The 26910-nt window shown below is 53.1% G+C and carries 29 protein-coding genes; 23 read left to right on the plus strand and 6 right to left on the minus strand.

What is annotated here, in order from left to right; translation table 11 throughout:
• The first annotated feature begins 9 nt into the window (after window positions 1–9).
• From IEX96_RS11110 to IEX96_RS11160, 11 genes are all read left to right on the plus strand, one after another.
• Window positions 10–1047 (plus strand): cytochrome-c peroxidase, encoded by a 1038-nt coding sequence (locus IEX96_RS11110; RefSeq protein WP_188873935.1) that lies wholly within the window; start codon window positions 10–12, stop codon window positions 1045–1047.
• Between the two features lie 53 nt (window positions 1048–1100).
• Window positions 1101–1853 carry a cytochrome b/b6 domain-containing protein gene (locus tag IEX96_RS11115; RefSeq protein WP_150005594.1) on the plus strand — a complete coding sequence of 251 codons (753 nt, stop codon included), beginning with the start codon at window positions 1101–1103 and terminating at the stop codon, window positions 1851–1853.
• The gene (locus IEX96_RS11120) at window positions 1840–2223 is read left to right on the plus strand and encodes a DUF488 domain-containing protein (RefSeq protein ID WP_150005595.1); all 384 of its coding nucleotides are present in this window, start codon (window positions 1840–1842) and stop codon (window positions 2221–2223) included. The genes IEX96_RS11115 and IEX96_RS11120 overlap by 14 nt, the downstream gene beginning before the upstream one ends.
• 206 nt (window positions 2224–2429) lie before the next feature.
• Complete coding sequence (locus IEX96_RS11125) at window positions 2430–2831, plus strand: hypothetical protein (RefSeq protein WP_150005596.1); 402 nt, start codon at window positions 2430–2432, stop codon at window positions 2829–2831.
• An 88-nt stretch (window positions 2832–2919) separates the two neighbouring features.
• Window positions 2920–4659, plus strand: a complete 1740-nt coding sequence (locus IEX96_RS11130) for a copper resistance system multicopper oxidase (RefSeq protein WP_150005597.1) — start codon at window positions 2920–2922, stop codon at window positions 4657–4659.
• Window positions 4656–5399: a copper resistance protein B gene (locus IEX96_RS11135; RefSeq protein WP_150005598.1), complete on the plus strand. Its 744-nt coding sequence runs from the start codon at window positions 4656–4658 to the stop codon at window positions 5397–5399. The genes IEX96_RS11130 and IEX96_RS11135 overlap by 4 nt, the downstream gene beginning before the upstream one ends.
• 331 nt (window positions 5400–5730) lie before the next feature.
• Window positions 5731–5937 (plus strand): cold-shock protein, encoded by a 207-nt coding sequence (locus IEX96_RS11140; protein WP_042086396.1) that lies wholly within the window; start codon window positions 5731–5733, stop codon window positions 5935–5937.
• A gap of 111 nt (window positions 5938–6048) precedes the next feature.
• Complete coding sequence (locus IEX96_RS11145) at window positions 6049–6723, plus strand: CatB-related O-acetyltransferase (RefSeq protein WP_150005599.1); 675 nt, start codon at window positions 6049–6051, stop codon at window positions 6721–6723.
• Window positions 6724–6809: 86 nt separating this feature from the next.
• Window positions 6810–7070 (plus strand): hypothetical protein, encoded by a 261-nt coding sequence (locus IEX96_RS11150; protein WP_150005600.1) that lies wholly within the window; start codon window positions 6810–6812, stop codon window positions 7068–7070.
• Between the two features lie 5 nt (window positions 7071–7075).
• On the plus strand, window positions 7076–8848 hold the full coding sequence (locus IEX96_RS11155) for a tetratricopeptide repeat-containing diguanylate cyclase (RefSeq protein WP_150005601.1): 1773 nt from the start codon (window positions 7076–7078) through the stop codon (window positions 8846–8848).
• A gap of 11 nt (window positions 8849–8859) precedes the next feature.
• Window positions 8860–9678 (plus strand): SAM-dependent methyltransferase, encoded by an 819-nt coding sequence (locus IEX96_RS11160; protein WP_150005602.1) that lies wholly within the window; start codon window positions 8860–8862, stop codon window positions 9676–9678.
• Between the two features lie 10 nt (window positions 9679–9688).
• On the opposite strand, the gene IEX96_RS11165 is transcribed toward IEX96_RS11160, so the two are convergent.
• Both IEX96_RS11165 and IEX96_RS11170 read right to left on the minus strand, forming a co-directional pair.
• Window positions 9689–10186, minus strand: a complete 498-nt coding sequence (locus IEX96_RS11165; RefSeq protein ID WP_150005603.1) for a DUF2721 domain-containing protein — start codon at window positions 10184–10186, stop codon at window positions 9689–9691.
• Window positions 10187–10240: 54 nt separating this feature from the next.
• Window positions 10241–10789: a PAS domain-containing protein gene (locus IEX96_RS11170; protein WP_150005604.1), complete on the minus strand. Its 549-nt coding sequence runs from the start codon at window positions 10787–10789 to the stop codon at window positions 10241–10243.
• A gap of 200 nt (window positions 10790–10989) precedes the next feature.
• On the opposite strand from IEX96_RS11170, the gene IEX96_RS11175 reads away from it, so the two are divergent.
• From IEX96_RS11175 to IEX96_RS11185, 3 genes are all read left to right on the plus strand, one after another.
• The gene (locus IEX96_RS11175) at window positions 10990–12510 is read left to right on the plus strand and encodes a S10 family peptidase (protein WP_150005605.1); all 1521 of its coding nucleotides are present in this window, start codon (window positions 10990–10992) and stop codon (window positions 12508–12510) included.
• A gap of 95 nt (window positions 12511–12605) precedes the next feature.
• A complete protein-coding gene (locus IEX96_RS11180; RefSeq protein ID WP_150005606.1) occupies window positions 12606–12980 on the plus strand; it encodes a VanZ family protein in 375 nt (124 codons plus the stop codon).
• 96 nt (window positions 12981–13076) lie between these two features.
• Window positions 13077–13523 (plus strand): EF-hand domain-containing protein, encoded by a 447-nt coding sequence (locus tag IEX96_RS11185; RefSeq protein ID WP_150005607.1) that lies wholly within the window; start codon window positions 13077–13079, stop codon window positions 13521–13523.
• Window positions 13524–13630: 107 nt separating this feature from the next.
• Here IEX96_RS11185 and IEX96_RS11190 read toward each other — a convergent pair whose 3' ends face one another.
• Complete coding sequence (locus IEX96_RS11190) at window positions 13631–15874, minus strand: lytic transglycosylase domain-containing protein (RefSeq protein WP_188873936.1); 2244 nt, start codon at window positions 15872–15874, stop codon at window positions 13631–13633.
• Window positions 15875–16055: 181 nt separating this feature from the next.
• On the opposite strand from IEX96_RS11190, the gene dapA reads away from it, so the two are divergent.
• Window positions 16056–16982, plus strand: coding sequence for a 4-hydroxy-tetrahydrodipicolinate synthase (dapA, locus tag IEX96_RS11195; protein WP_229773695.1), 927 nt, complete (start codon window positions 16056–16058; stop codon window positions 16980–16982).
• A gap of 9 nt (window positions 16983–16991) precedes the next feature.
• A complete protein-coding gene (smpB, locus tag IEX96_RS11200; RefSeq protein WP_150005609.1) occupies window positions 16992–17462 on the plus strand; it encodes an SsrA-binding protein SmpB in 471 nt (156 codons plus the stop codon).
• A gap of 33 nt (window positions 17463–17495) precedes the next feature.
• On the opposite strand, the gene IEX96_RS11205 is transcribed toward smpB, so the two are convergent.
• Entirely contained in the window at window positions 17496–17888 is a 393-nt protein-coding gene (locus IEX96_RS11205; RefSeq protein WP_188873937.1) for a flagellar basal body rod protein FlgC, read from the minus strand.
• Window positions 17889–18029: 141 nt separating this feature from the next.
• On the opposite strand from IEX96_RS11205, the gene IEX96_RS11210 reads away from it, so the two are divergent.
• The 3 genes from IEX96_RS11210 (at window position 18030) to IEX96_RS11220 (ending at window position 21403) form a co-directional block, all read left to right on the plus strand.
• A complete protein-coding gene (locus IEX96_RS11210; RefSeq protein ID WP_188873938.1) occupies window positions 18030–19886 on the plus strand; it encodes a putative bifunctional diguanylate cyclase/phosphodiesterase in 1857 nt (618 codons plus the stop codon).
• Window positions 19887–19901: 15 nt separating this feature from the next.
• Window positions 19902–20543, plus strand: coding sequence for a DsbA family oxidoreductase (locus tag IEX96_RS11215; RefSeq protein ID WP_150005613.1), 642 nt, complete (start codon window positions 19902–19904; stop codon window positions 20541–20543).
• Between the two features lie 176 nt (window positions 20544–20719).
• Window positions 20720–21403 carry a queuosine precursor transporter gene (locus IEX96_RS11220; protein ID WP_150005614.1) on the plus strand — a complete coding sequence of 228 codons (684 nt, stop codon included), beginning with the start codon at window positions 20720–20722 and terminating at the stop codon, window positions 21401–21403.
• A gap of 76 nt (window positions 21404–21479) precedes the next feature.
• Here IEX96_RS11220 and xth read toward each other — a convergent pair whose 3' ends face one another.
• On the minus strand, window positions 21480–22250 hold the full coding sequence (xth, locus tag IEX96_RS11225) for an exodeoxyribonuclease III (RefSeq protein WP_150005615.1): 771 nt from the start codon (window positions 22248–22250) through the stop codon (window positions 21480–21482).
• Window positions 22251–22262: 12 nt separating this feature from the next.
• On the minus strand, window positions 22263–23504 hold the full coding sequence (locus IEX96_RS11230) for a dicarboxylate/amino acid:cation symporter (protein ID WP_188873939.1): 1242 nt from the start codon (window positions 23502–23504) through the stop codon (window positions 22263–22265).
• Between the two features lie 193 nt (window positions 23505–23697).
• Between IEX96_RS11230 and IEX96_RS11235 the strand changes: the two genes are divergently transcribed.
• From IEX96_RS11235 to IEX96_RS11250, 4 genes are all read left to right on the plus strand, one after another.
• Window positions 23698–24243, plus strand: a complete 546-nt coding sequence (locus IEX96_RS11235) for a tetratricopeptide repeat protein (protein WP_188873940.1) — start codon at window positions 23698–23700, stop codon at window positions 24241–24243.
• Window positions 24244–24406: 163 nt separating this feature from the next.
• A complete protein-coding gene (locus IEX96_RS11240; protein ID WP_268238507.1) occupies window positions 24407–24790 on the plus strand; it encodes a helix-turn-helix domain-containing protein in 384 nt (127 codons plus the stop codon).
• A gap of 173 nt (window positions 24791–24963) precedes the next feature.
• Window positions 24964–25167, plus strand: a complete 204-nt coding sequence (locus tag IEX96_RS11245; protein WP_150005617.1) for a hypothetical protein — start codon at window positions 24964–24966, stop codon at window positions 25165–25167.
• Between the two features lie 415 nt (window positions 25168–25582).
• Window positions 25583–26740: a S8 family serine peptidase gene (locus tag IEX96_RS11250; RefSeq protein ID WP_150005618.1), complete on the plus strand. Its 1158-nt coding sequence runs from the start codon at window positions 25583–25585 to the stop codon at window positions 26738–26740.
• Window positions 26741–26910: the final 170 nt, after the last annotated feature.

Raw genomic sequence — 26910 nt, forward strand, 5'->3', positions numbered from 1 at the left:
GGTCGGACAATGCAGAAACGGGTTTTATCGGGCTTGTTGAGTGCTTTTTTAGTGACGGGTTCCGCACAGGCTGCCGACGATCTGATGGCCACGGCTCAGGATTTTTTCAAACCGATCCCGGCCAAGCCGCCCGCCTTGGAGGGCAATCCGGCAAGTGCTGCGAAGATTGAATTGGGCAAAATGCTCTATTTCGATACGCGTCTGTCCGAATCCCATAATATCAGTTGTAATTCCTGCCATGTGGTGGGCATGGGCGGTGTTGATTTGCAAGAAACCTCTTTGGGGCAGAGCTGGCAAACCGGGGCGCGCAATTCACCCACCGTGTTTAATGCCGTGTTCAATCTCGCGCAATTCTGGGATGGCCGGGCAGCGGATTTGGAAGAACAGGCTGCCGGACCGTTGGTCAATCCCGTTGAAATGGCCACCACAGAGGGGCATGTGGTCGAGCAATTGGACGGTATCCCCGGCTATCATGAAGCCTTCAGGGCCGCTTTCCCCGATGACACAGACCCCATCCGGATCGAGAATGTGCAAAAAGCCATCGCCGTGTTCGAGGCGACGCTGATTACCCCCAATGCACCATTTGATCAGTATCTGGAAGGGGATGAAACGGCGCTTAATGCCCAGCAAAAAGCCGGGCTTCAGGCGTTCATGGATAATGGCTGCGTGGCTTGCCATAGCGGCATCAATCTGGGGGGCGAGCAGTTCCAGCCCTTTGGTGTGGTTGAAAATCCGGGGGAAGATCTGTTGCCACCCGGTGATAAGGGCCGGTTCGATGTGTCCCAATTGCCGGAAGATGAATTCGTCTTCAAGGTGCCGGGATTGCGCAATATCGCGCTGACCCCGCCGTATTTTCATACGGGGAAAGTGTGGGATCTTAAGCAGGCCGTGCGGGTGATGGGCACAGCACAGATGGGTATCGATTTAAGTGCGGAAGATGTGGAGAATATTACCGCGTTTCTGCACAGCCTGACCGGTGATCAGCCCCGGATTGTCTATCCTGTTTTGCCGCCAAGCACAGCCGAAACGCCGCGTCCCAATCCATAGACGGCGGCTTTGAAACCGGAGATGGTGTTACTCAAGGTGAGGAAAGGCTTGCTATGCCCAAGGGTGATCTGAAGGAATATCGTGTTTGGGACAAGCCGACACGGTGGTTTCACTGGATTAATGCCATCTCTGTTTTGGGGCTTATCGGTCTTGGGTTGATTATCTTATATGCCAAGGAATTCCAGATTGGACCTGCGGGCAAGATCCTTTTGAAAGAGGTTCATATATGGTTTGGCTATGTGTTCGCTATCAATCTGTTCATTCGCCTGATTTGGGCATTTTTCGGCAATCGCTATAGCAGTTGGCGGGGAATTCTTCCGGGCGGAAAAGGCTATGTGCGGGCGGTGCAAGATTATATCGGTGGGGTTTCCCACGGGCAGCCCAAGCATTATCTGGGCCATAATCCTCTTGGCCGTTTAAGTGTCACTCTTTTATTCGTGTTGCTTTTTGCACAGGCCGTCACCGGTTTGGTGCTGGCCGGAACGGATATTTTCTTTGCGCCTTTTGGTCATTGGATTGCGCAATGGATTGCCGCTGATGGCGTTGATCCGTCCAGCCTGTTGCCCGGCGCAAAAGAGATGTACGACCCCGTTGCCTATGACGAAATGCGGGCCTTCAGAAAGCCTTTCATCACCACCCATTATTATGCGTTTTACGCCATTTCAGCGATGGTCGTTTTGCATATTCTGGCCGTGGTGGTTACCGAGATCCGAAGCGGTGGCGCGCTGGTGTCTGCCATGTTTACCGGTCGTAAGATCCTTTCGGGGCCGGTCGAAGATGGTGACATCTCTGATGGCAAAGAATAGGGGCGGCCTCGATATCCGCCTCAAGCGGGCTTATGACGATCCGGCAGATGGGGATGGCTGCCGTATTCTGGTGGATCGGATCTGGCCGCGCGGTGTGTCAAAGGATGATCTGGCGCTGGATCATTGGTTGAAGGATCTGGCTCCAAGTACTGATTTGCGTAAATGGTTCGGCCATGATCCGCAAAAATGGGATGGGTTCAAGGAGCGCTATTTCAAGGAACTGGATGGGTGTTCCGGTGCCATTGACCAGCTTCTGGAATGGGGCCGCCAAGGCCGCATCACCTTGATTTATGGCGCAAAAGACACCGGGCATAATAATGCGGTGGCGCTAAAAGCATATCTGGAGAAAAAAATCGCCGGGAAGCTTTAGCGGACCAATGAAGCGGTGTCCCTATCAGCGATAGCGTCCGAACAGGACGATCCGTTGTTAAATTTCCCCATCGGCCGGTTTTATCGCTGTTTTTACCCTTCAATATGCTTGAGGTGATTGAAAAGGATGCATTTTTATTTTGCTCCTTTCTCACGATAACTCATAGGGGTATGATGGTTTGAATATTGTACCGTGGATCGGGCGTTATGAGTAAGAAGAACCGCGTGTCTGTTTTTTTGGCTGTGGCTGTGGCTATGGCGCTGGTGCTGGTGCCTGTCTGGTGCCCCGGCCCGATGGTCATGTCTGGTGTTCCGGGCAATGGGGCTAACCCGATCGCCCATAGCGATATATCGGAGCAGGGTGGGGCCTGTCATGACGCCTCGCAAAAGCCGTGTTCTGCGCATCTTGACAAAGTAGACGTACTGGCTGCACCGCCGATAAAAGCGTCCGACACTCTGCTTTTGACTCTTGATACGGTATTTTTACGAACAGTCAGTCATGTGTTGGCTTTGGATCACCCGGTGCACCATCCTTTGGTCGCGCCTGTCCGACAAAGTCCTTATCTTCCCCAAACGCTGGTTTCTCTCTTTATTCTTCTTCTGAATTGAAGCCTTCAAGCCGCTGTCGCTGACCGACGAATGTGCCGGAACCATCGGTGCATGGCGGTCGTGTTTTTTATTGCTTGAAGGACGTTCCATGATCACGAGGCGCAATTTGATCCGATCCGCCACCATGTTGGGTGGTGGGTTTTTGATGCAGGGTTTCATTCCCGTATGGGCGAAAGGCGGTCCCGGCTATGTGCCTGGAGCCACCCCCCGCACAGATTCGCGGTCCGGCACCCACGACGTCGATCTGTTCATTGCCGAAACGCCGGTGCGGATCGATGGCCAGCACGGCACTGCGGTGACCTTGAATGGCGGCGTTCCCGGTCCCTTGCTGCGCTTTACGGAGGGCGAAACGGTGACCATCCGGGTGCATAATCGCTTGCGGGAAATGACCTCGATTCATTGGCACGGCATCTTGTTGCCATTTGAAATGGACGGTGTGCCCGGCGTTGCTTTTCCCGGGATCAAGGCGGGGGAGACCTTCGCCTACCGTTATTTGGTTCGGCAAAGCGGAACCTATTGGTATCACAGCCATTCCGGGCTTCAAGAGCAGCTTGGCCATTATGGTCCACTGGTGATCGATCCCAAAGAACCCGATATCGTGGGCCATGATCGCGAGCATATTCTGATATTGTCGGACTGGATGTTCGATAATCCCTACAAAGTGATGGCGAAGCTCAAAAAGCGCAGCGATTATCTCAATTTCCAGCAACGCACGGTGGGCGACTTTTTCAAGGACGCAAGTAAGACTGGGTTGGGCGCTGCGATCAGCGACCGTATGGCGTGGGGGCGGATGCGTATGTCGCCCGCCGATATCGCCGATGTGACCGGACATATTTATTCCTATCTGATCAATGGGGCAGGGCCGGATGATAATTGGACTGGCTTGTTCCAGCCCGGTGAACGGCTGCGCCTGCGCATCATCAATGCCGCCTCCATGAGCTATTTCAATCTGCGCATTCCCGGTTTGGTGATGACCGTGGTTGCCGCCGATGGCCAACCGGTCCAGCCGGTGGAGGCCGATGAATTCCAGATCGCGCCCGCAGAAACCTATGATGTGATCGTAACTCCAAAAGACGATCGCGCCTATACGGTGATAGCAGAGGCCATGGATCGTAGCGGTTATGCACGCGGCACTCTTGCTCCGAGATCTGGAATGTCCGCGGCCATACCGGCATTGCGCGATCAGCCTCTTCGCACCATGGCCGATATGGGCATGGATATGGACGCGATGCCGGCCGGTCATGGGCATGGGAAAAATCATGGCAGCATGGCTATGGGCGGTCCGATTGTCGCCCGACATGGACCGTCTGGACACGGACCGGGCAATGCGGATGTCGCCGCCGTGCAGCGCAGCCGCCTTGGCGATCCGGGCACAGGGCTGGAGACTATAGACCATCGGGTGCTTGTCTATACCGATCTGAAGGCGCGCACGGTTTATAATGACCGTCCGCCCGAGCGAGAACTGGAACTGCATCTCACCGGTAATATGGAGCGCTATATGTGGTCCTTTGACGGGGAGAAATTCAGCGAGGTGGATGGCCCGATCCCCTTTGCATTGGGCGAGCGTCTGCGGCTGATTTTGGTGAATGACACTATGATGGAACATCCAATCCATCTGCATGGCATGTGGATGGAACTGGAAAACGGCCATGGCGATCTTATCCCGCGCAAGCATACCATTAGCGTTAAGCCCGGTGAACGGCTGTCGGCTTTGATCCATGTGGATGCGCCTGGGCGCTGGGCGTTTCATTGCCATCTTCTTTATCATATGGAGGCGGGCATGTTCCGCGTTGTAGAGGTGACCCCCTATGATGGAGAAGAGGCATGAGAGCGCTTTATTCTGTCGTTCTCACATGCCTTTCAACCTTGCCCGCCAGCGCACAGGACGCGCGCCAGACCGGTGCCCCGGCCGATTGGCCGCTCCCCATTCACGATACGCCGGCGATGTTGTTTTTGCAGGCCGATCGGGTGGAATATCGGGTAATGGACGGCGACGACGCTTATCTTTGGGATATGCAGGGCTGGTTCGGTAGTGACCGCCATAAATTCTGGACCAAGATGGAAGGGGAAGGCACCATCGAAGATGGCGTGGATGACGCGGAGCTTCAAGCGTTATACAGCCGCATGATCACACCGTTTTTCGACCTTCAAATGGGTGTGCGTCAAGATGTGGGGCCGGGGCCTTCACGCAGCTATGCGGTGCTGGGGCTTCAGGGACTGATGCCTTATTGGTTCGAGTTGGATGGAGCCTTGTTTTTCAGCGATAAGGGCGACCTTACGGCACGGGTGGAGACGGAATACGAGCTGATGCTTACCCAAAGGCTTGTGGCGCAACCTCGGATCGAGCTTAATTTCGCGGTGCAGGATATCGGGGAATCGGGCATCGGTGCCGGTCTTTCCAGTGCTGAAGTGGGGCTGCGCCTGCGCTATGAGGTGCGACGCCAATTTGCCCCCTATATCGGGATCTCATGGGAACGCCTTGTGGGCGACAGTGCCGATTTCGCCCGCGCCCGGGGGAGCGACCCGGGAGAGACGTCGGTGGTGTTCGGGCTGCGATTCTGGTTTTGAAAAAAAACAGGGTGCAATGGGTTGTTTAGAAGGCTTTTCCGATGCCTTTGTTCATGAAAGTACCGCCCAATAGAAATATCATGTCGGACATGGAACAGGGCTTTGAATTTTTGGAAAATTAGATTATGTTGTGGCCAATGTCGCAATCAATGATTCGGCATTCTCTAACTGCGGAATGTCGTCCGGCGTGTTTCGATATTCCACATAGCAGGAAATAGGCGGTCGGGATGTCCCGAACGTACACGTCGAATAACCTGCGACTGATCTGATTTTGGTTTCGCGCGATTACGACGCTACCGACTTCTGAGACATCGCGTGAAAGGATACGAGCATGGCTAAAGGTACAGTTAAGTGGTTCAATTCCACCAAAGGTTTCGGCTTCATTCAGCCTGAGACAGGCGGCAAAGATGTGTTCGTTCACATTTCTGCTGTTGAACGCGCCGGTCTTTCCGGTCTGGATGATAATCAGCAGGTCACCTATGACCTCGAAGAAGACCGTCGCGGCCGCACATCTGCCGTGAATCTTCAACTCGCCTGATTGGGCCGATTGATTTTTGAACCACTTAAGGGGAGGCCGCGGCCTCCCTTTTGCGTTTTAAGAGCACTGCTTTTCAAAGCTTAGACATCCCCATCAATGATGGAGCGGATGATGCCTGATGATAAGGTGCGGTTTCCAGACCCCGCATCCCCTGATCCTTTGCCCCATGCCCCGCGGGTTCAATGGCTGAAGCCTTTGATCAGCCGTGCCAATATCCATGTGGGCGATTATAGCTATTATGATGATCCGATAGCGCCTGAGCGGTTTGAAACAGACAATGTTTTGTATCATTTCGACCATGTGGGCGATCTGTTGCGCATTGGTCGTTTTTGTGCCCTTGCCGCTGGCACCACCTTCATTATGAACGGGGCCAATCACAAAACAAATGGTATCTCGACCTTCCCGTTTCCTATCTTTGGCGCGGATTGGGAACAGCATATGGCTTTGTTGCATGATAATCCCTCACGCGGGGACACGGTTTTGGGCCATGATGTGTGGTGCGGTTATCAAAGCCTGATCATGCCCGGTGTGACCATCGGTCATGGGGCGGTGATTGCCAGCCGGTCTGTGGTAACGGCCGATGTGCCGCCTTTTGCCATTGTGGCGGGCAATCCGGCACGTATCGTGAAAATGCGTTTCTCGCCAGAAGAGTGCGCCCGTCTTTTGGCGCTGGCCTGGTGGGATTGGCCCATTGAGCAGATCAGCCGCTATATTCCCCTGATCATGGAGGGGAGCATCACGGCTTTGGAAGACGCAGCCGCAAAAATGGAGGCGCGCACGCCTTGATTGAAAAAATATAAAGAATAAGAGTATTAAGAGAAAGGTAGGTTTTTATACGCAGTGTTGATGTGCCGTGATCGGGGGGGGCGCTGGTGCCCGGATCGCAAGAGCAGATTATCGAGGGAAAAATGTCGAAATTATTAGATTTTATGGCGAAGCTTGGGGAAGATGCAGAATACCGGGCGCACTATATCGCCGATCCTGATGGGACTATGAAAGCCTTTGGGTTGACGGACGCAGAGTGCAAAATGATTTGCACCTGCGATATGGAGGGCATCAAGAAGGCATCGGGTGTAAAGGATGTTTATTTGAATGTTCATGTTCCATTCTACAATGACAATAATAGCAAATAACTAGCATGACCAAACAGGGCGAGTGCAGATTGGGGGTGTTGGCAGCGGGTTTTGCCATAACCATCTGGCTTGCCCTGATGCCTGTGGCGATGGCTGCGGACTCTGCTGAAATCGATGCAATGTTGGCCAGAGCCAACGATTTGGTGAGTAGCGACCCCAATCAGGGTGAGGTGCTGTTGGATCAGATTGCCGCGCTTTCCGACAGCCTTTCAAATCAGCAGCGCTATCGGCTTCAAATCGTTCAGGCTAAATTATTGGTGATACACGGGGAATATACCGATGCTTTGAAAATGCTTGAGAGTTTGTCGGGAGAGGATCTGTCGGTTAATTCGCTTGCTCTTTCCAATTCCATAGAATCGACCATCTATAATGCTTTGGGCGATTATGATCAGATGTTCGCCATAATTCAGAAAAATTTGGCGCTTGTGGATGAGATTACGGATATTAGCTTGAAAGCAGGTTTTATGCATCCGGCCATCGTGGCGTTCCGGGATGCCGGTGCGTATGAACAATCCGTGTCTCAGGGCCTGCAGATGCTGCAATTAGCGGCAGAAAACAATTACGCCCGATCGGAATGCTTTGCCCTTGTGGAACTTGGTATTACCGAGCGTATGGCAGGCAATAGGAATGCGGCCCTGGACTGGCTGAAAGATGCCGAGGCCTTTTGTTCGAACATTGGCAATAAGCTGATCGTTAATTCCGCCCGCGCCAATCTGGCGGCTTTGGCCCTTGATGACGGGGATGCAGAGCAAGCCATCGCCATTGCCTTACGCACTTTGCCCGATGCGGAAGAGGTGGGCTATGCCTATCATATTGCTGAATTGAAATCGGTCTTGGCCGCGGCTTATCTGGCAGTGGGCGATCTGGACGCGAGTTTTCATATGGGGGAAGAGGCTTTAAGCCTTGCTCGGCAGAGTGGGCTCAAATTGTTCGTGCGTCATGCCAGCAAAACATTGGCGGATATCCATGAACGCCGTGGCAACTTGTCCGCGGCGCTGGCTATGTTCAAGATCTATGTGGAAGCCAGCCAATTTTTGACTGATGATCGCAGCGCCATGGCTTTGGCCTATTATCAGAATCTTTATGAAACGCAGGATAAAGAGCGGCAAATACAAATTCTAAACCAGCAAAACGAATTGCTCACTTTGTCTCGGGCATTGAGCGAAAAGCAGCGGCAGAATTTGCAGCTTTCATTGGTTATTGGCTTCCTTTTGATCGTGGCGCTGATTGGCTGGTTGGTGTCCGTCAATATGCAACGCCATCGCTTTCGCAATCTGGCTCAGCGAGATGGCCTGACCGGTATTGCCAATCGCAGTCATTTCAATCAAGCAGTTGATAAAATGGTGAAAGATGCCTTTGTCAATGGCGATGATCTGGGCTTGATTTTGCTGGATCTGGATAATTTCAAAGCCATCAATGATAGCTATGGCCATGGGGCGGGCGATTGGGTTTTGAAAAATGTTGTGGAAACCTGCCGCCATAAAATTCGCAAGAACGATCTGTTTGGGCGGATCGGGGGGGAGGAATTTGCCATTTGCCTTCCCGGTGCCGGGCTTGAAGAAAGCCTGCGCGTGGCCGAAATTTGCCGGAAGGCCATCAAGGCGGTGGATAAAAGCGCCTTGGGTCAAAGCTTTGAAGTTTCGGGCAGTTTTGGCGTGGCCATACGCCATCCCCATGAAACGAAGCTGGAACCGATTTTCACCCGGGCCGATAATTGCCTTTATGATGCCAAGCACGCTGGTCGTGATCAGGTGCGTTATGAAGGCGATCACCTTTAAAAGGAGGCTTTATGCCTGACGAGTGTGGGCGGCTGGTGGTCGTTGGCACCGGCATGGTTCTGGGAGGCCAGATTACGGCGATCGCCAAAAGCGAGATTGTGAACGCGGATCATGTATTCTGCCTGGTGGATGGCTTATGTGAACAATGGTTGTCGGGGCTCAACCCATCTTTGACCAGTCTGCAAACGCATTATGCGCAAGGCAAATATCGTCCGCAAAGCTACCGCGATATGGTGGATGCTGTAATAAAGGCGGTACGCGCCGGACAATCGGTGTGTCTGGTGGCTTATGGCCATCCCGGTATTTTTGCCTGCGTTCCCCATTGGGCAATCAAGGCGGCGCGTGATGAAGGGTTTGAGGCGCGTATGGAGCCGGGCATTTCTACACAGGATTGTCTTTATGCCGATCTTGGGCTGGACCCCGGCACCCATGGCAGCCAAAGCATGGAAGCGACACAATATCTGATCTACTGCAACCGCATCGATCCGGCAAAACTCCTGATATTGTGGCAGGTGGGCCTGGCCGGTGAAATCAGCCTTACGCACTTTGAAACCGACAGGGCGCGTCTGTCTTTGTTGGTGGAAAAGTTGATGGCCGATGGCTATGGCATGGATCACGAGGTGATCATTTATGAAGCGGCCATGTTGGCCATGATGCCGGTACGGATGGAGCGGATTGCACTGTCCCGATTGCCCGATTCCCGGCTGAACGGCATTTCCACGCTGGTGATCCCGCCTGCTTTTGAATTGAAACCGGATCAGGCGATGCAGGCGCGGCTTCGTGCTTTGGGGCCTTTAAAGACAGACGATATGGATGCCGCTGGTTCTTGATCAGGAGCGATTATTGTCGGCGGGATGCTTGGCCCTTGGCTAGCGCCATTGGCTCATTTGCTTTCAAATATTCGCGGCGCACCTGAATGGCTTTTGTGGCCAGAAAAATTTCCACCAAAAACAGCACAAGTCCTCCGATCAAAAGACTCATGGCCAGAATGAACAGGGGCGCAACCGTATTTGCGAAATCAAGGGTCAGGAGATTGGAAATGAACAAAACCATCACCACCACACAGACAAAAAGCGCCGAGGTGGTGCACAGGCTGATGGCCCCCTGAACCACGCGCATACGCCGGTCCAATGTTCGCAATTCTCTGCGGCTGCGGGTTTTTTCCTCATCATCAAGGGTGGGAAAGGCAGCTTCCAAAACCCGGGCGCGATCAATCACGCGGGCAAGGCGCAAAGCCAGAACATTGAGTATGGCCCCGATCCCCGCGAGCAAAAACACAGGGGCCACCGCCAGTTGAATGATACTGGCAATTCCGAGAATATCTTGTGGGTGGTCCATTCTGGTCCCTAGTCGCAACGCCTGTTGATCCGGCACTCTTTAAGAGAATGAATGTTATTCATCCAAGGTCTTGGGAAGGTCGGGCACGCCGCTCCCCAAGTCAATCGGCGTGACGATCATCTGTTCCATTTCAATATTGGATTCATGGACAGTCGCGGAATAGCCTTCAAGTGCGGTTGCCCGATGATAGGCCAAAAGAAAACGAAGGGTGCCTTCTTTATCTGCAAGCGGCAGATATAGAGAGGACATGGTCCGCTTCAACCCCGTCGGGTACCGCGCGACATAGTGGCAATGGGCCGCGCAGGGAAGATGAAAAATGGCTTCAAGCCAGTCGCTGATAAATGTTGCGCTATTTGGATCAAGACGATCGAAAAGATTGATCCCGGATGAAAGTGTTGTGAACCTTTGCAAGATATCCGAGCCGATGAGCCGGTATATATAATTCTCTTTTCCGGTGCGTTCCAAAATGGAAACATCGGACAAAACGGTTTTGAACTTCACCGGATTAAGGTGGCTCTTTTGTGGGATTCCACCATCGGCCCCCCGCAAGGACATCCAGTAATTGAAAAGAACATCAAGGGGGGATTGTAGCCAAGGAGCCATGATCAGTACTTAAAAAAGAGAGGGCGCATTATTATCGGTTAAGTTTTTGTCCAGAAAGTGCAGTATTACGGTTCGCGGCTAATATTAGCATCGGTTGGGCACTATGTCAGAAGGCTATGTTGTTGTCTAGAGAGCGTTTCTTGCCAGTTTGGTCATGAAGCCTTTATGTTTGTTGACTGTCAATTTTATAGGGGGTTGGAATGATTAAAAAATGGGCTATGGCCGGGCTTTTGCTTTGTTTGGTGGCGCAGACAGGCTGGGCGCAAAAACGTGCATCGGATGAGTCTGACAAGGCCAATATGGCTGCGCCAAAGCAGTTTGTGACCGAACATAGCGGCCGGTTCAATGGCAAGAGCATCAGCTATCAGGTGGTGGCCGGGGAAACCTATATCCGCGATGATGAAGGCCAGCCGACGGCCTCTTTTTTCAATGTGGCCTATCTGGCAAAAGGGGGGGCTGCCTCTAAAAAACGGCCCGTAACCTTTTTGTTCAATGGCGGGCCCGGCTCTGCTTCTTTATGGCTGCATATGGGGGCTTTTGGTCCCAAGCGGGTGGTGGTGCCAAGTGATGCAAAAGATGATGGTGCGCCGCCTTATCCGGTTGTCGATAATCCCGATACCATTCTTGATGTATCGGATATGGTGTTTATCGATCCGGTGGGCACCGGCTATAGCCGCGCTTTGGGTGAGAAAAGCAACGCGGATTTTTACGGCGTTCGTCAGGATGCCGACTCCATCGCCGCCTTTATCCATCAATGGATTTCCGATAATGGCCGTTGGAATTCACCAATTTATATCGCGGGCGAAAGCTATGGCACCTTGCGCATGGGGCCGCTTCTGGATGCTTTGGGCGGGCGCCGGCACCAGATTGGCGTGAATGGCGTGATGCTGATTTCCGCTGTTCTGCATTATCAGAACAGCCGGTTCAATCAGGGAAATATCATGTCTTATGTGAGCTTCTTGCCCACCTATGCCGCCACCGCCTGGTATCATGATCAATTGCCGCAAAAGCCGGAAAACCTTGAAGAATTTCTGGATGAGGTGCGTGATTTCGCCCGCAATGATTATGCAACGGCATTGATCGCCGGCACGCGGCTGGACCCGCAAGAGCGCCAGCGGATTATTTCGAAGCTTCATGCTTATACCGGGCTGAAAACCGATTGGCTGGATAAGGCGAATATGCGGATTCAGGTGTTCCGGTTCTTCAAAGAACTGATGCGCGATGATCGTCAGGTGGTGGGGCGCCTTGATAGCCGCTATCTGGGGGAAGAGCCCGATGCTGTGGGGGAATTTTATGAAACGGACCCAGCATCGGCCAGCATTGGCAATGCTTATGTTGCGGCTATCAGCGATTATTTCCAGACGGATCTTGGGGTGCGCATGGACCGGCCCTATTTTGCCTCTAGCCCCGATGCCTTCCGCAAATGGGATTGGAAATTGGGGGATCGCGCTCCCAATGGCGGGCGGTTCATCAATGTGGTGCCGCAGATCGGCCAAGCCATGCGCTATAACAAGGATATGCGTGTGCTGGTAAGTGCGGGATATTTCGATTTCGCCACGCCGTTCTTCGGCGCGGAGAATGCCTTATCGGAAGTCGGGCTGGTGCCTGAACGCATTCACTATGACTATTATCGCGCGGGCCATATGATGTATCTTCACGATGAATCCCGCGATCAGTTTCTCAAGGATATCCGGGCCTTTATCGAAGAAGGCGCACATTAAAACCGGATCGTGAAAGAGACCGGTCATCCTCTGCCTGCCTTTTCCATCAGTGATGCGAAGGGGCGGGCGGGGGCGACATATGGAAAGAGACGTTTATGCGCCACACCCTTTTAAAGTTGTTTCGGCGCCTTGTGACTGTGGCCGTTGCCCTTAATATTATTTTCGGGTCGCTTTATCCGGTCACGTCTTCCCTTGAGCTTAATATTTCCGACAAGCTTCAGCATTTTGTTGCTTATTTCATTCTGGCTTTTGTTCTGGGGCTTTCTTCACGGCCACTTACATGGCGTCTTTTTTATCTGGCGTGCGCGGCGGGCCTTGGCGCTTTGATTGAAATTATCCAACCCTTTGTGGGCCGCCAGATGGCCCTTGACGATTTCCTGGTCGATCTTCTGGGCGTGGCTGTGGGCGGCGTTCTGGGTGTTTTGGTCCGGCCCGTTTTGGTGCGTTGGCTGGAACCGGATGCTGTATAAACGCAGGATTGGTTGTGTGTGGCACGTATCACAACAGATGGCGGCAAATGCACAGGGTATGGTCGCTTCATCCATTTGATTGCGAGGAGAGAATTTATGAAAAAGACCTATAAAGGGCTGATTTTGGGCGGCATCGGGCTGGTTTTTGCCAGCGGTGTTTCCTTGGCTGCCCACCATGGCGACAAGGGTCACGGCATGAAAAAAGACATGGCTGCGGCGATGTTGAAAAAACTGGATGCCGATAAAAATGGCAGCGTTGAATGGGCCGAAATGGAAGCCTTTCACAAGAAACGCTTTGAAGCGGGTGATAAAGACGGCAATGGCAGCCTGACTCTGGAAGAAATGAAGGCGGGCCATAAAGCGATGCGCGAACAACAGCGCAAGGATCGTCAAGACCGCATGTTTGATAAGCTGGATGCTGATGGCGACGGGGTGTTGAGCCGGGAAGAAATGCGCACATTCCAAAAACGCGGCGATATGGACCGCGATCATAAGAATATGCGCAAGCACCATAAGGATGATGACGGGCGTGGCAAGCGCTAAGCCTTGAATTTATTCACAAGGCAATGCGGCGTAAAATCCTGACCCATATTCGGGCGGTCGGGATGCTCTAGGGGCTGGCGTTCAAATATGAGCGCCAGACTGGAAGGTCAACCGCCGGGCATGGTGGGGGCGGTTTCATTGGACAGCGGCATGATGAAGGGCAATTCGGGCAAAGGCTTGGGCCGGGGCATATATCCATCCGGTCCGGCCTTTCGTCCACGCTGGAGAAAAGATGTCAGCGTGATTGCCTTGTCCCCACCATCGCTTTCGGCCACCTTATCGCTCAAGCGCAGGGCATAAACCGGTGCAGCTTCCAGAACCCGCTGAACATAATTGCGGGTTTCGCTATAGGGGATCATTTCGATCCAATCGATGGGATCAATCGTCTGAATACGGGGATCTCCATAATCGTTCAGCCAACGCGATACCGATCCCGCTCCGGCATTATAGGCAGCCAAAGCCAGCATGGGAGCGCCATCATAGCGCTTTAAAAGCTGTACAAAATAGGCGCTACCCAATTCCAGATTATAAGCGGGATCGCTGAGCAGCCTTTCCCGGGAATAAGGTTTTTGAAGCTGGCGGGACATACGGTTGGCGGTGGCCGGCATCAATTGCATCAACCCAAGCGCCCCCACATGGCTGATGGCTTTGGGGTTGAACTGGCTTTCCTGGCGGGCAATGGAAAGAATAAGGCTGTGGCTGTCTGGTCGGGCATCGGCAAGGGCAATCACCGGATATCCGTTTTCCACCATGATGGCACCGTCCTTCACGGAGGCTTTGGCGGCAATCACCCCCATTTGCGGCCGTTCCAGTTCTTGGCCAAGTTTGGCTGCCAAAATATTCTGTTCCGGGGTGTCGGCCTGCTGTGCCAAATGGCGCACAAACAAACCCAATAGATACTCTTGCTCCATTTTGGCCAAAATGCGGGCAGCTTTTACCAAAGGATTTTGCTCGAACAGGGTGCGGGCCTGTGGGCTTGGCTCAAGAGGGCGGGTCTTGAGTGCGTTCAAATCATCGCCCAAACGGTCTACCGCCAATTGGCCGTAAAACACGGTGGGATAAAGGGCCGCCGTTTCATACCAGCGTCGCGCCAAAGCTGGATCGTTCATCGCTTCGGCGGCGCGGGCCGACCAATAGGCACCACGTGCCAAACTGACAGGAAGGGTCACAACGGAATTCAGGGTCTGGAAATGTTCCAAAGCCTGTGCCGGACGGTCTTTGAAGCGCAGGGCAATCCATCCTGCCAGCCATTCTGCTTCGGCAATCTGGGCGCGGGTCCGGCGGGGCAGTTCATCGGATAGGTCGGTTTCCTGTTGCCCGTCTGCCTGTTTATCATAGCCATCCAATAGGCCATGCTCTGCAGCCAGACGATAAGCGGCATCATACCGCCCTTCCTTCATGGCACGGCGGGCCTGAAAATGTCGCTCCCGCCACCAGCGATCCGCGCGTCCGATATTTCGGCCATCCACTTCGGTTTCCAGCAAAAGCTGCTCGGCCCCTTCATTCTTGCCCTTGATGCGCCGCCAATATGCGCGATCATAAACCAGCCCCGCATTGGATTTCAGATGGTCGGGCACCGCCGCAACCGCACGATCAACATTATAGGCAAAGGCCATCAAGGCATTGCGGGCCTTTGCCAATGCCTGATAGTCGGGCGGCAACAGCTTCACCAGCCGCATGGCCTGTTGGCGGGCGCGTTGCCACAGCAGATGATCCACTCGGGCAATATGGTCTTCGGTGCTTAGAAGGGCTCCGTGGCGGGACAGAATCTGGCGCTCTTCCGGGCTGGAAAGATTGGCCGTGCGCCATCCGGTTTTCAGATGGTGTATGCCTTCCTTTTGCCGTCCGGCCCGCAAAAGGGCCTTGGCATAGTGGATATGGGCCTTTCCCGATTGGGGCGGATGGGCGTTGAACCATGTCAGAATGTCTTTGTCTGCTGTGGTGGAGCGGATGGTATCCTCAACAGCGCGGCTCAAGGTGTCTGGCAAAGGCCAATCGCTATGGGTTTGGTAAAACTGCCGCATCTGCGCAAAATCACCGCGGCCACCTTTGATGATGGCAGACCATAAAATCAAGTCGCGCTCAAGATCGTCGGCGCTTTTTGGCAAGGCAGCCAAGGCTTTATCAATCCGGCCTTTTGACGCCTGATCGAAGGCCGTGATATAGGCTTGGCCTGTGGCGCCGCGAAGGAAATGGGCGGGCGGTTCGGGCTTGTCTCTGGGAATGACGGTGGTGGTGGCAGCAGCGGACCGGTGCGCATGGGACAGGGGCAGGATAAAGGCTGAAACCAGCAGGATCACCCCGAAGCTGTGCAAGCTGGAGGAAAGGATGTGAAAAATCTGCCTTGTCATTGAGCCCATGCCTGTTGAATTTACTCGCTGTTCCTTAACAGAGCTTTTAAAGAGATGCAGAATGAAGCACTGCCCTTGAGAAAAACCCAAGCATGGATGATGTCATGCTGACTTTGGTCAATTGCAACAGCATGGTCCAATTTTAACCATAACAGGTCAAGAGGCGGCTGTGGATCACAAGATGAAGAAGCCCCTTCAGTTTCGGGAGACTGCACAGATGTTCACCGGTTCAATGACAGCGCTGATCACGCCTTTTTGCGAGGACCGTGTGGATTATAAAGCCTTTGAAGCCTTTTGTGACTGGCAGATCGCCCAAGGGACATCCGGGCTTGTTCCGTGCGGCACAACAGGCGAAGCGCCCACCTTATCGGCATCGGAACACTATGATGTCATTGCCGCTTGCGTGTCGGTGGCCAAAGGGCGGGCTCCGGTGATTGCAGGTGTGGGCACAAACGCCACGGCGCTAACCATTGAACGGGCCAAAGCCGCACAAAAAGCCGGAGCCGATGGGCTGCTTGTGGTGGTGCCTTATTATAACAAGCCCAGTCAGGAAGGGATGGTCTTGCACATCACGGCCATCCATGATGCCTGCGATCTTCCATTGATTATTTATAATATTCCGGGCCGGTCGGCGGCGGATATGCATGTGGAAACGCTGGCGGCCTTATCAAAGCTCGATCGGGTTGTGGGGCTAAAGGATGCCACGGGCGATCTGGCGCGGGTGGCCCGTCAAAGGCTTTTGTGCAAGAAGGGCTTTGCCCAGCTTTCCGGTGAAGACGCAACGGCGGTGGGCTTTAATGCCATGGGTGGTGTGGGCTGCATTTCGGTGACTTCGAATATCGCCCCCGCTTTATGCGCGCAACTGCAAGCAGCCTGTGCGGCCAATGATTATGAAACGGCGCTTTTGTTACAAGATCGGCTGAGCGACCTGCATCAAGCGATGTTTTGTGAAACCAGCCCGGCACCGGTGAAATATGCGGCGCATCGTTTAGGCCTTAGTAAGCCCGACCTGCGTTTACCCCTTGCTCCTTTGTCCGAGGCAGGAAAACACGTGGTGATACAGGCAATGGACAATCTGGGGCTTTCACTGGAAGGACATTCGTCCTAAATAGGTTTGATGGTAAAGCAAGATCTTAATGGGCGTCACGTGGCGGAAAACCGCAAGGCGCGCTATAATTATGCGGTGGAAGACACCTTTGAAGCGGGCATTGTCCTCACGGGGACGGAAGTGAAGGCGCTGCGCAAAGGGACGGCCAATATTGCCGAATCTTATGCTGAAGAGAAAAATGGCGAGATATGGCTGATCAACGCCCATATCGACGAATTTTCCCACGGCAATATCCATAATCACGAGCCGCGCCGCCCCCGCAAACTGCTTTTGCACCGCAAAGAGATCAACAAAATTACCGGCGCATTGCAACGGGCAGGCATGACTCTTGTGCCGTTGAAAGTCTATTTCGATAATAATGGACGCGCCAAAATTCTTGTGGGGCTGGCCAAAGGGAAAAAGGCCCATGACAAGCGCGAAGATATCAAGCAGCGCGATTGGGATCGGCAAAAGCAGCGGTTGTTGAAGGACTTTGGATAAGATTTGCGGGCGGCATAGTGGCGGATATGCGCTTTAGCCACGTTCATCCCTGTCGCCGGTATCCAGCAACTGCTCCGATAAATCCTGTGCGGTTTCCAGCAAACGCAGGCTGGCTTTATAGCCGGCTTCCGCTGATTTCATCTCTACAATTTCACCGATCAACGACACATTGGGCGCTTTTACCAACCCGGCTTCATTGGCATCGGGGCTGTCGGGCTGAAATGCAGGGAATGAAGCCGGAGAGACAGGGCTTGTAAGGGCAACCACACCGGATCCATTGGGGGCTGGCGATAAAACCGTACGCCGGGGCTGGAACACCGTGTCCCGATTTCCGGTGCTGTTGGCATTGACGATATTTTGTGCCGATGTTTCAAGGCGTTGTTGGTTTGCCATCAGGCCGCTTAGGGCTGTTGTAACGATTTTCATCCCCGGATCCTTTCTGCCAGAATCCGGATTATAATGCCTTGAGATCAACAGCATCTAAAGAAAGATGGTTAAATATGTGGCGATGCTTGTGCCAATGCGCAGAGGGGGCTAGATTCGCCACATTACGTTTAGGATAATTGGATGCGCATGGCGGATACAGAACGGCCACTTTCGCAGATCGATTGTCTTCTGATCACAGGGCGAGATGTTGATCAGTGGATGGCATTGCTCGCCTCTTCGCAAGTTGATGTGCGGCATGTAAGCATGACGGCCGCGTCCCGGATGGTCGATCGACAAGCGCCGCAAGTGGTGTTCATCGACATCGAGACATTTACGGCTCACCGGTCGGTCTGCAGCCAATTATTGTCCAAATGGGGCCATCCGCGTCCGCTGGTGATTGCCTTGATCTCCAGTCAAGACAATCAGGTATCGCCTGAGCTTTTGAAGGTGGCCTGTGATCCTTTGGTGGATGATATTATTCTGAGCGAAAGCAATCCGAAATTATTATCGGCGCGGGTTTTCTATTTGCTGATGCGGCACCATGACCGCATGGTGGCTCCCCTTCATCTGGAATGGGCGGCTGCCGATGCGATGCCGGTGGAGCAGGCGGTTGAACAGAATAATGATTTGGAGAAAAGCCTTTTAGGCAGTTCTGTTCTGGGTCAACGGGCCTTCCGGAACAGAATCCGGGCTGCCGTTGAAATGGCAGAAGCCGATCATCCCTTATGTCTGGTTATTATCAATGTGGATCGTTTCAAGCGCGTGCTGAGCCAATATGGGCGTGATAATGGCGATTTGGTATTGCGTGCCAGCCTGAACCGTATCCGCGCCGCGGTGGCGGCGTTGACACATTATGTAAAGGCCCGTGCGGGGGAGCAAGAAGCTCGCCGTTTACATCATATGCCCCTTGTGGGGCAGCTTAGCGGTGAAGAATTTGCGATCCTGCTTCCGGGTTTGCGGGGGAAGGCCAATATCACCCAGGCTGTGCAAAGCCTTTTGCAGCGCGTGTCGGCCCCGCTTCGCGTTGATGAGCGGTCGGTCTATCTATCGGCCAGTGCCGGAATTGCTGTCGCTCCCACCGATGCACTTACCGCGGATGATTTGCTGAAAGCGGCACATTCCGCCGTCACCTCCGCCAAGCAAAGGCCGGGCAATTCCGTTGCGTTTTATTCGCAGCATCTGGCTGCCAGCGAAGCCCAGAAGATGGAGGTGGAGGGGCGCTTGCGCGATGCCATGGCCTTGGGGGAACTGGAAATGTATTTCCAACCGCAGGCCAGCGTGCGCAGTGGCGATGTGGTGGGGGTCGAGGCACTGGTGCGCTGGAACCATCCCGATCTGGGTCTTGTCAGCCCGGAAAGTTTCATCCCCATCGCCGAAGAGGCCGGGATCACCGTGGATCTGGGGTGCTGGGTGATTGAATCCGCTCTTGCGGGCCTTGGACGGCTGGAAGCGTCCGGCCTGCCGGCTTTGCAGCTTTCCATCAATGTGTCGGCGGATATGTTCACGGACTATGTGGGGTCCCGTTTGGTGCATGTGGTGCGCGACAGCTTGAAAAAATCGGGTATTCCGCCGCGCCGTTTGACGTTGGAAATCACCGAACGCACCATCATTGATGAAAGCGGCAATGCCCCCCAAGTGATCGACGATCTGAAAGCCTTGGGTGTGCGTTTGGCGCTGGATGATTTCGGCACGGGCTATTCCTCTTTGGGCTATTTAAAAGCCTTGCCCATTGATGAACTGAAGATCGACCGCACCTTTATCATGGGCCAGGACAAGGAAGACCGGGCCTTTTTGCGGGCCATTATTTCAATGGCGAAAACACTGAATATGTTCGTGGTGGCTGAAGGCGTTGAAACGCAAGAGCAGTTGGTGCGCCTTTATGAAGAAGGCTGCGATATATATCAGGGATATTTATGTTCGCCGCCAGTGCAGGAAAACGCACTGCCAGCCCTTGTAAAAACCACATTCCCTGCCACATTTCCTGCCACATCCGATTGAAAGGGGGCATTGGCTATGGCTGACAGCATCAAAATCGACATCATATCCGACACGGTTTGTCCCTGGTGCCTGATTGGAAAACGGCGGTTGGAACAGGCTTTGGCCCAGCGCCCGGGTCTGGTGGCGGATATTCACTGGCGGCCTTATCAATTGCATCCCGAATTGCCATTGGAAGGGGCGGATAAGGCGGCACTTTTGGCATCGAAATTCGGCTCGGCAGAGCGGGCGCGGGAAATCTTCGATCATATTGCTGCGGAAGGGGCCAAAGAAGGCATCGCTTTTGCTTTTGATCGCATCACGCGCGCCCCCAATACCCTTGATAGTCACCGTTTGATCCATTGGTCGGCTGCGGCGGGGGTGCAAAATGATGTGGTTGAAGCCCTGTTTCGCGCTTATTTCATGGACGGCGAGGATATTTCCAATCGGGATCTTTTGGCTTCCATTGCCGAAAAATGCGGAATGGAAGAGGGAGTGGTTCGTGACCTTTTGGACACGGATCGGGATCGTCAGGCTGTGATGAGCCAGATCGACAGCGTGCGGAAAATGGGCATCACTGGCGTTCCAACATTCGTCTTTGACGGGCGGTTGGCTGTGAATGGCGCCCATCCCGCCAGCGCTTTGCTTGAGGTGATCGACAAGGCAAAACAGGCTGCTTGACGCTTCGGCCCCATTCACCATAGCTGTGCATTATCTGTGGCCGGTTTTGTAAGTTTTCTTCTGGACCTGAGCGACAAGCAGATATAGCAAGCAAGGGAGAGGCTTTTGTCCAGTGGGATGGTTCTGCGGCAAACGCGCCTGTTCCTTGATGTCATCCTGCTTTGAAAGCCGCAGCCATGCCCGAAACACGTCAATATCGCTATTATGATTTCGCCATGGCGGCGTTTGTGGCGGTTCTTATCTGCTCCAATTTGATCGGTGCGGCGAAGGTGGCCGACCTTGGCGGCTTTGAATTTGGCGCCGGCGTTTTGTTTTTCCCCATTTCCTATGTTCTGGGCGATGTGCTGACCGAAGTATATGGCTATGCACGCACCCGACGGGTGGTCTGGGCCGGATTTGCGGCGATTTTGTTCATGGCCTTTATGAGCTTTGTGGTGGTGTCTTTGCCGCCAGCTTCCGGCTGGTTGGGGCAAGGCGCTTATGAACAGGTGTTCGGGCAAACACCGCGCATTGTTCTTGCGTCGATCACCGCGTTCTGGTTGGGGGAATTCGCCAATGCCTTTGTGATGGCGCGGATGAAGATCTGGACCAAAGGCAAATATCTATGGACCCGGACCATTGGATCAACGGTGGTGGGGCAGGGCATCGATAGCATGGTTTTCTATCCGGTGGCCTTTTTGGGTATTTGGCCCACCGATCTGGTGCTGATGATTATGGCTTCAAATTTCGCGCTGAAAGTGGGTTGGGAAGCGGTGTTGACGCCAATCACCTATAAGATTGTGGGATGGCTCAAACGGGTCGAACATGAAGATTATTTCGACAAAGACACCGATTTCACGCCCTTTTCTATCAAGCGCTAAGAGCTGCCCTGTTTTGAGGGGCGTATTTCATCAGACCACAGCATCCGCCTGTGGCGAATGATGTGGCCTGCGCATATCAATCAGACAATGTAACCCACACGGGCACATGATCGCTGGCTTTTTCCTTGCCACGCTGGGCGCGGTCGATACCGGCATCTTGCAGCCGGTCGGCGGCTTGGGGCGACAACAGAAAATGGTCGATACGGATGCCATGATCTTTTTCCCAGGAACCGCGCTGATAATCCCAAAAGGTGAAGCAATCGCCTTGCGGGTGAATCTGCCTTATGGCATCGGTCCAGCCTTGATATAACAGGGTTTGGAAAGCGGCGCGGGTTTGCGGCAAGAACAGCGCATCATTGAGCCAGGCTGCTGGATCATAACAGTCTTTTTCCATAGGGATCACATTGAAATCCCCGGTGATTACCGTTGGCTGTTCGCTATCAAGCAGCTCGGCGGCCCGTTTTCTCAGACGCTCCATCCAGGCCAGTTTATAGTCGTATTTCGGCCCCGGTGCCGGATTGCCATTGGGCAGATAAAGACATGCAATACGCACGCCTTTATGGGTGCCTTCAATATAACGCGCCTGTTCATCACTGTCGTCGCCGGGCAGGCCGCGCCTTACATCCTGAAGCGGCTCGCGGCTAAACAGGGCCACGCCGTTAAAGCCCTTTTGCCCGTGGGTTTCCAAATGCCAGCCCCGACCTTCAAATTCCAGACGGGGGAAGCTGTCGTCCATGGATTTCAGCTCTTGCAGGCACACCACATCCGCTTCGCAGATGTCGAGCCATTCCAAAAGGCGGGGCAGGCGGGCTTTGACGCCATTGATATTGAAACTGGCGATTTTCATGGGGTGCCCCTTTTATTCAACAGGATCGGCATTGAAACGATCCATATCCAATTCCCCTTCGGATTTGGCAACCAGAACGGAAATCGTGGCGTCGCCTGTTACATTGGTAACGGTACGCATCATGTCCATCAGCCGGTCGATGGGGAAAAACAGAATGATCGCCCCAAGCGGCAGGCCAACGGAGGATAGAACCACAGGCATCAAGATCAAGCCGGCGCTGGGAATACTTGCGGCCCCGATAGACGCCAAAGTGCCTGTCAAAATAATCGTTATATATTGGGCCATGCTCAGATCAACACCAATGGCTTGCGCCGTAAACATGGCGGCAATGCCCATATAAATCGCCGTCCCATCCATATTCATGGTGGCCCCAAGGGGCAGCACAAAGCTGGATATTCTTTTGGGAACGCCCAGATTATCTTCCACATTGGACATGGTGACAGGAAGAGTTCCGGCGCTGGTGGCGGTGGAAAATGCCACGGCTTGGGCATCGATTATGCCGCGGAAAAACTTCACGGGATGCAAGCGCCCGCCAAGTGTTAAAAGCCCTGTATAAACAAGGCCGATCTGCACAAAACAGGCAAGATAAAGCGCCACGACAATCCATAGAAGGCTGACCAGTTCATCGACCGCCAATGCGCCAATCACCCAGATGATCAGGGCGAAAATGCCAAAGGGAGCCAGTTCCATAATCATATGAACCAGCTTGAAAATCACTTCCGTTGCGGAGTCGAAAAAGGCTTTGACAGGCGCGCCTTTTTTTCCGGCCAGATTGATGGACAGGCCGATGAAAATGGCAAAAACGATGATTTGCAGCACATTGCCATCAGCCATGGCGGCAACGGGATTGGCGGGGATCAGCCCTATCAGAAGATCGCGCACACTGATGGCCGCATTCGGATCTGGTGCATTTTGCCCACTGCTTGCCGCATCGGGCAAGGTGATCCCGGCTCCCGGTTCAATGATGCCGCCAACAATAAGGCCGATCAGCACGGCAAATGCGGTTGTCAGGAAATAAAACCCCAGTGTTTTGCCGCCCATGCGGCCCAGCTTGCGGCCGTCTTGTAAGGAGGTAATGCCCGAAACGATGGTCGTGAACACGATGGGCACCATGAGCATTTTGATGGCATTGATAAAGACAAGGCCGACCGGTTGAATTGCAATGGCAATATCGGACAGACCGGCAGCCTTCAGGCCCGCGCCGAAAATGATGGCTAGAGAGAAAGCGATAAGAATCCGCTTCCATAATTTCATACTTTTCCAGCCGTTCCACATGGTGCATCCATCCCTTTTGTGCTTTTTTATGTTGTAGAAGTATCTTTTAGGCCATATGCCTATATGCTTGTTTCGTTACCGGAACATTCTTTAAGGATCAATCTCTCCCCCTTTTAACGCACGGCGCTAGGCGGTAAAAAGGCATTTCTTTTCTATGACAAACGATTGAGCCATGAAACGCAAGCTGACCTTTTTGAGTGTGCTTTTGGTCTGGTCCTTTCAGACAGTGGGTGCCGTGGCGCAAAATCTGGGCGACGGGATCGCGGCCTTTAGCCTGCAAGACTATGAGGCGGCCCGTACGATCTTCGAGCCTTTGGCTGAAAATGGTGATGGAGATGCCGCCTTCCGGTTGGGCTGGATCTATGAAGGTGGCTTTGGCGTGGCACGTGATCCGGTGCAGGCGCAGACATGGTATCGCCGCGCCGCACAACACGGCCATAGTGAAGCAAAACTGCGCTTGCTGGAGCTTCAGATGGCCGACCCCAAGGCCATGTCCGTTGCCCGATTGGAAGAGGCTGCGGCGGAAGGGTCTGTTAAGGCAAAAATTGAGTTGGCGCGGCTTTATGCGGCGGGAGACGGTGTGGCCTTGGATAAGGACCGCGCCCGATCCTTGCTTTTATCCTTATGCCAAGAGCAAATTTCAGACAATATTCGGGCTTATGTTCAGGTTGCACTTGAAGCATTTGGTGACAAAACGCATGTTTGCGTAGAACAATGATGGCCTGTGGAAGAGAGAGGCGGCTTTAAACACTTCTCTTTTTGTGCATTCTCGATTAGTCTGAATTTGTCTCTGCTTGAGCCGCAATGGGGGGCGGTAAAGGCATATCCGATTAAAAAAAACAACGGAGACCAAAGTGGTTCGTGGACCTAACCCCATTGATGTGCATGTCGGATCTCGTGTCCGGTTGCGCAGAACTTTGCTTGGGATGAGTCAGGAGAAACTTGCGCAAGCACTGGATCTGACCTTTCAACAAGTGCAAAAATATGAGCGCGGGTTGAACAGGATCGGTTCCAGCAATCTTTACAAAATCAGCCAGGTTCTTGATGTTCCTATCGAGTTCTTTTTCGATGATATGAGCGAAGATCTGGCGACAAAGCTCATCCCGCCCAAGCCTGAAGATACCTTTGATATGCGGCAAGTTGGTAAGCGCGAGACCGTTCGGTTCGTGCGCGGATTTTATGCAATCAAAGATTCCCAGACGCGTCATCAGATTTTCGAATTGATGAAACGCTTGGGTGGCGAAGGCGAAAAAACCAGTAATTGATGAGAGTATGAAAATGGGGTTGTTGTCTTCCAACAGGAGGCATGGCCCCATTTTTACCATTCCTTGCCGGCTCATACCGTGAAAATGGCCGCATTTCCATTAGCCATTTGGGCAATCGTCGGATTGTCTGGTTTGTGGTTTAATATAGGCTGTTTTTATTGCATGAAGCCGATATGCCCACTGATCCTTTACATAATCGCCTGACGCGGGTGCGCGATGCACTTGAAACGCTGAGCCATGAAGAGCGCGAGCATATGGTCAGGCTGGCAGAGAGGGCGGGGATGCTTTCTGAAATGCGCGATAATGGAACCTTGGGGGAAGAGCGGATTGAAGATCTGCTGGCCCGTTTTCATCCTATGGCATCCGCTCGCTTATAAAGCCGATCTCCGGCTATGCCGATTTGCGACTATGGGGCCATTGGCGCCACGCAGCAGAGGGCAATTTCACTTACTATAAGAGGCACATCGTCTTTTCTTTGAAGGAAAGGCGGCTGGTTTTTATGCGCTGTGTTTATTTTTTGGTGTGTGATTTCTGTGGTTCAATAATTCACGATTGTCGCCTTTTAGTTGTAAAAATATATTATTTTGCTCGGATATTTTGTGCTGTTCGAAATGGCTTTTTTGAAAAAGTTTTTATAAATAGTTAGTTATGGAAATTTTGCATCTAAAGTTTATCTATTAAAACAAGAGTATTATATGATATTAATCAATTTTTACGGGAAAAATATATTGCAATAGCGCGCACCAAATTCAGCATGGGACCATCGACAACACGCACTTTAGGGAGTGTCTCATGAAAAAAGAAATTGGTCTCGCTTCACTGATTGCCATTGCGGCATCCGCCGGTATGGCTTTGGCGCAAGAGGGCGAACGCCCTGTGCAATATGGTATTTCTGCCGATCTTCAGCAAAAAGTGGACGGCAATTATATCTTTGTTTTGAATGATGAAATTCCGGCAAATCGCGTTCGCGGTGTGGTGCGGCGCATGGCGGCCCGTGCCGGTGTCAAGGTTGGTCATATTTACGAACATTCGATCAAGGGCTTTTCCGCCAAAATGCCCGCCGAAACGGCTGCGGCCATGGAAGAAGATCCGATGGTTTCTTATTACAGCCATGACGGGGTTGCCTTTATAAATGATGCAGAGGTGGGCACTGCAGCGACCGGCGATGTGTCGGCACAGGCCCAAAGCACACCTTGGGGAATTACCCGTGTCGGTGGTCCGGCTGATGGCAGCAATCTTGGAAAATATGCCTTTGTTATTGATACCGGCATCGACCTCGATCACCCGGATCTCAATGTGGCCGTGTCCCTAAGCCGTAATTTTGTCAGCGGGCTGAGCTCTCCTGATGATCAGAATGGCCATGGTACCCATGTGGCCGGCACGATTGCCGCCTTGGATAACGGCATTGGCGTTGTCGGTGTTGCCGCCGGTGCAAAAGTTGTTGCCGTTCGGGTGCTGGACGCCCAGGGCAATGGCTCTTTTGCCGATATTATCGCTGGTGTGGATTATGTGGCGCAGGTGGGCCTTGCTGGCGAAGTGGCGAATATGAGCCTTGGCGGTCCGGCAAATTCCGCGTTGGATAATGCGGTTCGCAATGCGGCAGCCAAGGGCATCTTTTTCTCGCTTGCTGCGGGCAATGAAGCACAGAATGCCAATAATGTGTCACCGGCACGCACCAATGCCGCCAATGTTTACACGATTTCGGCCCATGATAGTCAGGATCGCTTTGCCAGCTTTTCCAATTTTGGCAATCCGCCGATCGATTGCGCCGATCCGGGGGTGAATATCCAATCCACATGGCTGAATGGTGGCTATAACACCATTTCCGGCACGTCTATGGCGGCTCCCCATGCGGCAGGAATTTTCCTGATCAATAACGGAACGGCCTTCAATGGTGGGCTTGTGTCTGGCGATCCTGATGGCAATCCCGATCCCATCTGCCATCTCTAAGACTTTGCTTGAAACCATAAGGGGCGGTCCATCCTGATCGCCTTTGATGCCGTACTCCGTGCTTCATGCCGGGGTGCGGTTTGCTTAAGTTTGATTTGCGGTCCCTTGCGATTTTTGATGGAAAAGGTGCGTTTATTTATATATTTTTATAATATTATGCCTTTGATCTG

Origin of the sequence: Iodidimonas muriae (assembly GCF_014647255.1) — a bacterium.
Taxonomy (GTDB): Bacteria; Pseudomonadota; Alphaproteobacteria; order Sphingomonadales; family Rhodothalassiaceae; genus Iodidimonas; species Iodidimonas muriae.

Coding starts and splice junctions, on each gene's coding strand:
- IEX96_RS11110 (WP_188873935.1), top strand. CDS start 10: ATGCAGAAACGGGTTTTATCGGGCTTGTTGAGTGCTTTTTTAGTGACG.
- IEX96_RS11115 (WP_150005594.1), top strand. CDS start 1,101: ATGCCCAAGGGTGATCTGAAGGAATATCGTGTTTGGGACAAGCCGACA.
- IEX96_RS11185 (WP_150005607.1), top strand. CDS start 13,077: ATGAAAAAGACCTATAAAGGGCTGATTTTGGGCGGCATCGGGCTGGTT.
- xth (WP_150005615.1), bottom strand. CDS start 22,250: ATGAAAATCGCCAGTTTCAATATCAATGGCGTCAAAGCCCGCCTGCCC.
- IEX96_RS11215 (WP_150005613.1), top strand. CDS start 19,902: ATGGCTGACAGCATCAAAATCGACATCATATCCGACACGGTTTGTCCC.
- IEX96_RS11155 (WP_150005601.1), top strand. CDS start 7,076: ATGACCAAACAGGGCGAGTGCAGATTGGGGGTGTTGGCAGCGGGTTTT.
- IEX96_RS11190 (WP_188873936.1), bottom strand. CDS start 15,874: ATGACAAGGCAGATTTTTCACATCCTTTCCTCCAGCTTGCACAGCTTC.
- IEX96_RS11145 (WP_150005599.1), top strand. CDS start 6,049: ATGCCTGATGATAAGGTGCGGTTTCCAGACCCCGCATCCCCTGATCCT.
- IEX96_RS11135 (WP_150005598.1), top strand. CDS start 4,656: ATGAGAGCGCTTTATTCTGTCGTTCTCACATGCCTTTCAACCTTGCCC.
- IEX96_RS11210 (WP_188873938.1), top strand. CDS start 18,030: ATGCGCATGGCGGATACAGAACGGCCACTTTCGCAGATCGATTGTCTT.
- IEX96_RS11120 (WP_150005595.1), top strand. CDS start 1,840: ATGGCAAAGAATAGGGGCGGCCTCGATATCCGCCTCAAGCGGGCTTAT.
- IEX96_RS11130 (WP_150005597.1), top strand. CDS start 2,920: ATGATCACGAGGCGCAATTTGATCCGATCCGCCACCATGTTGGGTGGT.
- IEX96_RS11140 (WP_042086396.1), top strand. CDS start 5,731: ATGGCTAAAGGTACAGTTAAGTGGTTCAATTCCACCAAAGGTTTCGGC.
- IEX96_RS11160 (WP_150005602.1), top strand. CDS start 8,860: ATGCCTGACGAGTGTGGGCGGCTGGTGGTCGTTGGCACCGGCATGGTT.
- dapA (WP_229773695.1), top strand. CDS start 16,056: ATGAAGAAGCCCCTTCAGTTTCGGGAGACTGCACAGATGTTCACCGGT.
- IEX96_RS11170 (WP_150005604.1), bottom strand. CDS start 10,789: ATGGCTCCTTGGCTACAATCCCCCCTTGATGTTCTTTTCAATTACTGG.
- IEX96_RS11125 (WP_150005596.1), top strand. CDS start 2,430: ATGAGTAAGAAGAACCGCGTGTCTGTTTTTTTGGCTGTGGCTGTGGCT.
- IEX96_RS11175 (WP_150005605.1), top strand. CDS start 10,990: ATGATTAAAAAATGGGCTATGGCCGGGCTTTTGCTTTGTTTGGTGGCG.
- IEX96_RS11235 (WP_188873940.1), top strand. CDS start 23,698: ATGAAACGCAAGCTGACCTTTTTGAGTGTGCTTTTGGTCTGGTCCTTT.
- IEX96_RS11220 (WP_150005614.1), top strand. CDS start 20,720: ATGCCCGAAACACGTCAATATCGCTATTATGATTTCGCCATGGCGGCG.
- IEX96_RS11230 (WP_188873939.1), bottom strand. CDS start 23,504: ATGAAATTATGGAAGCGGATTCTTATCGCTTTCTCTCTAGCCATCATT.
- IEX96_RS11245 (WP_150005617.1), top strand. CDS start 24,964: ATGCCCACTGATCCTTTACATAATCGCCTGACGCGGGTGCGCGATGCA.
- IEX96_RS11205 (WP_188873937.1), bottom strand. CDS start 17,888: ATGAAAATCGTTACAACAGCCCTAAGCGGCCTGATGGCAAACCAACAA.
- IEX96_RS11165 (WP_150005603.1), bottom strand. CDS start 10,186: ATGGACCACCCACAAGATATTCTCGGAATTGCCAGTATCATTCAACTG.
- smpB (WP_150005609.1), top strand. CDS start 16,992: ATGGTAAAGCAAGATCTTAATGGGCGTCACGTGGCGGAAAACCGCAAG.
- IEX96_RS11180 (WP_150005606.1), top strand. CDS start 12,606: ATGCGCCACACCCTTTTAAAGTTGTTTCGGCGCCTTGTGACTGTGGCC.
- IEX96_RS11250 (WP_150005618.1), top strand. CDS start 25,583: ATGAAAAAAGAAATTGGTCTCGCTTCACTGATTGCCATTGCGGCATCC.